5 protein-coding genes are annotated in these 6,626 nt (G+C 70.0%); 2 read left to right on the top strand and 3 right to left on the bottom strand.

Going from position 1 to position 6,626, the window contains the following annotated elements:
- The first annotated feature begins 946 nt into the window (after positions 1 to 946).
- Complete coding sequence (gene rpsA, locus MXD58_RS16910; RefSeq protein WP_248840255.1) at positions 947 to 2,422, top strand: 30S ribosomal protein S1; 1,476 nt, start codon at positions 947 to 949, stop codon at positions 2,420 to 2,422.
- A gap of 122 nt (positions 2,423 to 2,544) precedes the next feature.
- Here the strand turns inward: rpsA and MXD58_RS16915 are convergent, their stop codons facing one another.
- Positions 2,545 to 2,736, bottom strand: a complete 192-nt coding sequence (locus tag MXD58_RS16915; RefSeq protein ID WP_248840254.1) for a Trm112 family protein — start codon at positions 2,734 to 2,736, stop codon at positions 2,545 to 2,547.
- Between the two features lie 262 nt (positions 2,737 to 2,998).
- Between MXD58_RS16915 and MXD58_RS16920 the strand changes: the two genes are divergently transcribed.
- Positions 2,999 to 3,535 carry a glutathione peroxidase gene (locus MXD58_RS16920; protein WP_248840253.1) on the top strand — a complete coding sequence of 179 codons (537 nt, stop codon included), beginning with the start codon at positions 2,999 to 3,001 and terminating at the stop codon, positions 3,533 to 3,535.
- Between the two features lie 88 nt (positions 3,536 to 3,623).
- On the opposite strand, the gene lysS is transcribed toward MXD58_RS16920, so the two are convergent.
- Together lysS and MXD58_RS16930 are read right to left on the bottom strand one after the other, a co-directional pair.
- Complete coding sequence (gene lysS / locus MXD58_RS16925) at positions 3,624 to 5,345, bottom strand: lysine--tRNA ligase (protein ID WP_248840252.1); 1,722 nt, start codon at positions 5,343 to 5,345, stop codon at positions 3,624 to 3,626.
- A gap of 113 nt (positions 5,346 to 5,458) precedes the next feature.
- Complete coding sequence (locus MXD58_RS16930; protein WP_248840251.1) at positions 5,459 to 6,505, bottom strand: glycoside hydrolase family 26 protein; 1,047 nt, start codon at positions 6,503 to 6,505, stop codon at positions 5,459 to 5,461.
- Positions 6,506 to 6,626 lie beyond the last annotated feature (121 nt).

The following is a 6,626-nucleotide window of genomic DNA, read 5'->3' on the forward strand; positions in this document are numbered from 1 at the left end:
GGCGAGCACCGTGCCGGCGAGCACCGTGCCGGCGAGCACCGTGCCGGCGAGCACCGTGCCGGGAGCCGCCGCGGGCCGTGGCGGACCGCCCGCCGACACTCCGACGGTGCCACTGCCGTCCCGGTCCGCGGGGTCCGTGACGCGCACCGCCGACTGGGGCAGGGCGGCCGGCCGCCTGGCTGACCCGATCGAGTCCGCGCCGAACATGGGCCGGCCGGTGCCCGACGACGCGGAGCATGGCTGGGTGCCCCGAGCGTGGCAGCGGCCGCCGGTCGCGGGGGTGCGCAGAGCCCGCGGGCGGACTCGGCGCGGGCGACCCGGTCGCGGCCGGGTCCCGGCGTCGGTCCGGGCGGGCCGGCGGTCGAGGGCGTCACCGAGGCCGACAGGCCATCGAGTGGTGAGCATCACACGGCCGGGTAGTTCGGTCACTGACCGCAGGCACCGCCCCCGTCGAGGGGTGATCCGTGGAGTGGTCTGTACGGGACCCGGCGTCCACCCTCACTGTCTGGTCCCAAAACGCTATATATCGCTACACATCCGGAATATCGCGATTGATTCGGCTGTGCCGCGTGAACTCGGCGGATCGGAGCGTGAGGGTCTGTGGCCCGGACATGGTGATCGTCGGCGGGGATGGTCGGCGAACCGTGCCTCGGTGGACGCGAGAGGGTCGGGCATAGCTACTTTTGGACGTCTTGTGTCTGCGCAGCGTGACCACGGTTGCGAGTTGCGAGCGTCTTGGCGCCGCCTCCCGTTGACCACCCCCGACCCCCGTCCCTAGACTCGTGTCTGTGCACGAGGGTCCGTGGGTCTCAGACCGAGCGGATCCACTCGAGCGTCGTTATCGGTTCTGACAGTTTCTTCGTTTCGCGCGTTGTATCTGTCCCTCGGTCCCGGCGGTTCGATCCGGCCCTCGCGCGGACGACCACCCTCAGTCGGAGCCGACCCCTTGACGAGCACCACCGACGTACGACCCGTGGAGACCGTGACCACCTCGCACACCACACCCCAGGTAGCGGTCAACGACATCGGCTCTGCCGAAGACTTCCTCGCTGCAGTCGACAAGACGATCAAGTTCTTCAACGATGGCGACATCGTTGACGGCATCATCGTCAAGGTTGACCGGGACGAGGTGCTGCTCGACATCGGCTACAAGACCGAGGGCGTGATCCCGTCCCGGGAGCTGTCGATCAAGCACGATGTCGACCCGCACGAGGTCGTGAGTGTCGGCGACCACGTCGAGGCCCTTGTCCTCCAGAAGGAGGACAAAGAAGGCCGTCTGATCCTGTCCAAGAAGCGCGCCCAGTACGAGCGCGCCTGGGGCACGATCGAGAAGCTCAAGGACGAGGACGGCGTCGTCACTGGCACCGTCATTGAGGTCGTCAAGGGCGGTCTGATCCTCGACATCGGCCTGCGTGGGTTCCTGCCCGCCTCCCTCGTGGAGATGCGCCGGGTCCGCGACCTGCAGCCGTATGTGGGTCGGGAGCTCGAGGCGAAGATCATCGAGCTGGACAAGAACCGCAACAACGTCGTGCTCTCGCGGCGTGCCTGGCTGGAGCAGACCCAGAGCGAGGTGCGTTCCGAGTTCCTCGCGCAGCTCGCCAAGGGCCAGATCCGCAAGGGCGTCGTCAGCTCGATCGTGAACTTCGGCGCCTTCGTGGACCTCGGCGGAGTCGACGGCCTCGTGCACGTCTCGGAGCTGTCCTGGAAGCACATCGACCACCCGTCCGAGGTGGTCGAGGTCGGCCAGGAGGTCACCGTCGAGGTCCTCGACGTCGACCTGGACCGCGAGCGCGTCTCGCTGTCGCTGAAGGCGACGCAGGAAGACCCGTGGCGTCAGTTCGCCCGTACCCACGCGATCGGCCAGGTCGTGCCGGGCCGGGTCACGAAGCTGGTGCCGTTCGGCGCGTTCGTCCGGGTGGACGAGGGCATCGAGGGTCTGGTCCACATCTCCGAGCTCGCCGAGCGGCATGTGGAGATCCCCGAGCAGGTCGTGAACGTCGGTGACGAGATCCTGGTCAAGGTGATCGACATCGATCTCGACCGGCGCCGGATCAGCCTGTCGCTCAAGCAGGCCAACGAGGTCGCTGGGCTGGCGGTCGACGGCGAGGCGTTCGACCCGAGCCAGTACGGCATGGAAGCCAAGTACGACGAGCAGGGCAATTACGTCTACCCCGAGGGCTTCGACCCCGAGACCGGCGAGTGGCTGCCGGGCTTCGAGGAGCAGCAGGCCGAGTGGGAGCGTCAGTACGGCGAGGCGCAGTCGCGGTTCGAGGCTCACCAGGCCCAGATCCGCGCCGCGCAGGAGGCCGATGCCGCCGCGGCGGCTCCGTCCTCCTACACCTCCTCGCAGTCCGAGCAGGCACCCTCGGCGATCGACGAGGAAGCCCTGCGCCGGCTGCGCGAGCAGTTCGGCCGGGAGTGACCGGTAGCCCGGCGGTAACCGCCTGGCGGTAGCGGGCAGACGCGAATGGGGCCCGAGGATTCGTCCTCGGGCCCCATTCGCACGTCCGCGGCGGGCAGGCGCCACGGCGCCGACCGGTTCGGTCAGCGGACCGCGCGGCCGGCGCGGGCCTCCGCGGCGTCAACGTGGTCCGGGCGCAACAGGATCGGGACGTCCCCGCGGACCTCGTAGCGATGCCCAAGACGCGGGTTCACCAGCCAGCCGTCTGTCAGTTCCAGCGGCCCCTTGTCGACCGGGCAGGCGAGGATCTTCAGCAGGTCGGGGTCGATGCTCATGGCGGCGTCGGCTCCTGTTCGCTCGTCGTGGGCGGCTGAATCGGCCGCCGCGCGGGTGGACGCGTGGATGGAACCCGTCGAGCATCCCAGACACCCGCCGGCCGCCGCACGTCCCGGTCCGCCGCCCTTCGGGGGATCGTGCCTATTACGTCACCGGAGCGGCGACATAAAAGGGTCCGAGGAGTAGCGTCTGCTATGGTCCGCGGCCGGACGATCGGCCGCCGCCCTCCAGGTATCCCTCGCATCGAGAGCCAGGTTGACTGTGACTGTTCATGACTTCACCGTTGAGGCCGCCGATGGTGGCTCCCGCTCGCTGGGCGACTACGCCGGCAAGACGCTGCTGATCGTCAACGTCGCCAGCAAGTGCGGCCTGACGCCGCAGTACGAGGGCCTCGAGGCCCTCTACCGGGACCTGAACGGACGCGGCCTGGAGATCCTCGGGTTCCCCTGCAACCAGTTCGGCGGGCAGGAGCCGGGCACCAACGAGGAGATCCAGAACTTCTGCTCGACCACCTTCGACGTCACCTTCCCCGTGCTGGGCAAGGTCGAGGTGAACGGGCCGGACGCCGCACCGCTCTACCAGTACCTGCGCACCGAGGCGCCGGGCGAGTTCGGCCCCGACTCCGGTTTCCTCTACGAGCACGTCGCCAAGAGCCGCCCCGAGGCGATCGGCACCGACGAGGTCAAGTGGAACTTCACGAAGTTCCTCGTCGACGGCGACGGCAAGGTCGTCCGTCGCTACGAGCCCACCGTCACCCCCGAGGAGATCCGCAAGGACCTCGACGGCGCCCTCGCCTGAACGCCGCGCGGTCGCTGAGCGGTCGCGGGCCCTGCCCGGCCCATGCTGCGCCTGCGCGCGGTCTGGGCCGGGCAGGCCGGCGGTGGGCTCAGGTGCTCTCGCCGGTCAGCAGTGTCCGGATGCGGGGCGCGCCGAGGGAGAGCAGCAGGGTCGGCAGCCGGGGTCCGGTGTCCCGCCCGACCAGCAGCTGGTAGACGAGCACGAAGAACGCCCGTTGGGCCTGCTTGAGTTCCGCGGTGGCGGGTGCGTCGGCGGGCAGCCCCTGCAGCAGCTTCGGCACCGCGTAGGTCAGCGCGGTGAGACCGTCCAGGGACCAGTCGGTCTCCAGCTCGGCGACGAGGATAGCGAGGGCCTTCGCCTCGTCGGAGCTGAGCACGGCGAGCGCGTCGTGGTCGGGCTCGGTCCGCACGATCGTCCGCTGATCGGCCGGGACGTGCTCGCGGGTCCACGTGCGGGCGCAGTCCAGGCGCGGCTGAAGGTCCGCCAGTTCGACCGGCGTGTCCGCCGCGTCGTCGCCGCTGCGGGCGTGCCGCACGATGCGCAGGATCTGGGCGGCGTCGTCGGCGGTGATGTCACAGATCGACGACAGCAGTCGGAACGGGAACACCGTCGCTGGCGCCGCCACGGGACCACCGGCCACGGTGCCCCGCGAGCGGGCCAGCACCGCAAGGTCCGTCGGCTCCGCCGAACCGGCCGCGGCCCGGCGGTTCAGCGCGTCCCACTCGTCGTAGACGCGCAGCACCTCCTGGCCGAAGTCAACGGTGATCGCCTGGTTGGGCTTGCGCCGGGCGTAGACCCAGCGCAGGATCGCCGGTTCCAGGATCTGCAGGGCGTCCGCCGGGGTGGGGGCGCCGCCGGCCGAACCAGACAGCTTCGCCCGGCCGCGGACACCGACGAACGAGTACGGCAGGTACTCCGGCGGCTGCCCACCGAAGATTTCCCGGACGATGTGGCCGCCGACGGTGAAACTCGACCCGGGGGAGGAGTGGTCGACCCCGCCGGCCTCGAACGCGACGTTCTCGAACGCCCAGCGCATCGGCCAGTCGACCTTCCACACCAGCTTGCCGCTCGCGCCGGCGCGGATGTCGAACCGGCCGTGGTGACCGCAGGTCTCGCAGGTGTAGTCGCCCTGACCGGCCGCCGGATCGAAGACGGTCACGGTGGTGGTGTCCCGCCCGCAGGTGTCGCAGTAGGGGCGGTACGGGAAGTAGCCCAGTGCCGACGCCGAGCTCTCCTCCTCGGCAGCGCCCTCGTCCGGCTCGACCTCGGCCTCGGCGCCGGCCGCGCCGGACTGCTGGTCGGCCGGTGGCGTGAGCGTGCGGTAACGACCCAGGATGGCGTCGATGGTGCCGGCGGCGGCAATCGCGCGGGCGATGCGGTCCGCGTAGGCGCCCGATTGGTACATCTCGGTCTGGCTGATCTCGCGGACCTCGATGCCGAGCTGGCGCAGCGCGGCCCGGAACGGGGCCTTGAACCGCTCGGCCCAGTTCGGGAACTCGCCCCAGGGGTCGGGGATGGCGCTCAGGGGCCGCCCGACGTGCTCCGTGAAGTCCGCGGGCACGCCAGCGGGAACCTTGCGCAGCCGGTCGTAGTCATCCCAGGACAGGATGTGCTCGCAATCCACCCCGCGCCCGCGGATCTCCTCCGCCACCAGGTGCGGAACGAGGATCTCCCGGAGATTGCCGAGGTGAATGGGCCCCGACGGGCTGATCCCGGACGCGCAGACGACCGGCCCGTCTCCGCCGCGCCGCCGCGCCGCCGCGATCGCGTCATCCGCGGCCCTGGTCATCCAGTCCTGGCGATCCGCCACTGCCCCACCACACATTTCGACGTCGAACCCGTGACATCAACAACCCTAACGGTCCCGCGGCCGGTCCCGGTCAGGCGACGCCGGCGGCCCACACCGTCCGCCGAGGCGTCGGGTCAGTCACTCCCGAACAAGGTCAGGTAACGCTTGGCTGACTTCGGATTGAGATCCGGTTTGTACAGCGATGAGCGAACATTGTCCGGCTCGGCGTTGTTGTAGTACGCCTCGTACGCCAGGTCCCTCGCGTTCGCCACGAACGTCTCGTACATTTTGCCGATGTAGTAGGGGTTATCCCCGCCGCCGCCGGCGGAGCGCACCAGGCCCCACTCCGGCACCGCGAACTTCTTGCCGTGCTCACGGGCGAACTGGATCACTGTGCACAGTCCGGAGCGCTGGTGGCACTGTCGGTTCCAGCTGGTTTCGCTGACCGAGGCGGGATAGTGGTCGTACGAGTCGATGCTGACGATGTCGACGTACTGGTCGCCGGGATAGGCATCCCACACGTCGCGGCCACTGCCGGGCAACTTGTCGTTGTGGGCGTTCATGTTCCAGTCGATCTTCACGGCCGGGGCGGTGGAGCGCAGGGCGGTCACCGCCCGGCGGAAGCACGTCTTCCATGCCTCGGGGTCGCGCACGTGCCAGTACATGTAGCCGCCGTTGAACTCCCAGCCGAGCCGGATGTAGGCGTCGCCGCGGCCGTACTTCGTCAGCGTCTGGCCGAAGGTGGCCCAGTTCGCGTCGTAGGCGCCGGTGGCGCAGGTCGCCTCGTTGCCGTCCGGGGCGTACAGCGGCTGGGCGATCGACACCGCGCCGGGGAACTTGTCCTTGGTGAAGGCCGACGACGGCCAGTCTCCCGAGACCATGCTGGACCAGTTCTTGCGCACGGTGAAGACGATCGCGAGGCCGGGCTTGCGGTTGGTGAACGAGCCCCAGGCGTTGACGTCCGCGGGGTAGTTGCCATTGGCGCCGGAGGTCCAGGTCACCCCCGAGGGCGTCGGCTCCGGCTCGGAGGAGCCGGAGCACGCCGCCAGCCCGGTGCTGACGAGGGCGATGACAAGAAGCGACGCGGCTGCCAGAAGGCGGCGGCGGCGGACGGGGGCGGGCGGCGACGTGCGGGCGCCGCCGACGCCGGGGATGGATGTCGGTGCCTGTCGAGCGGTCACGCGACCGAAGACCCCCGGGAGACGCCGGTCACGCCGGGAGCAACGTCGGAGGGGAAGGGCGTGGGCTGGTCGCTGCCGTGGCGGCCGGGACCGGTCGGCGTCGCGCGCCGGCCACCCGCCC

Source organism: Frankia sp. AgKG'84/4, assembly GCF_023242965.2.
Classification (GTDB): Bacteria; Actinomycetota; Actinomycetes; order Frankiales; family Frankiaceae; genus Frankia.

Bases quoted from the DNA above. Each gene is read 5' to 3' on its own strand.
- MXD58_RS16915 (WP_248840254.1), bottom strand. From the start codon at position 2,736: ATGAGCATCGACCCCGACCTGCTGAAGATCCTCGCCTGCCCGGTCGAC.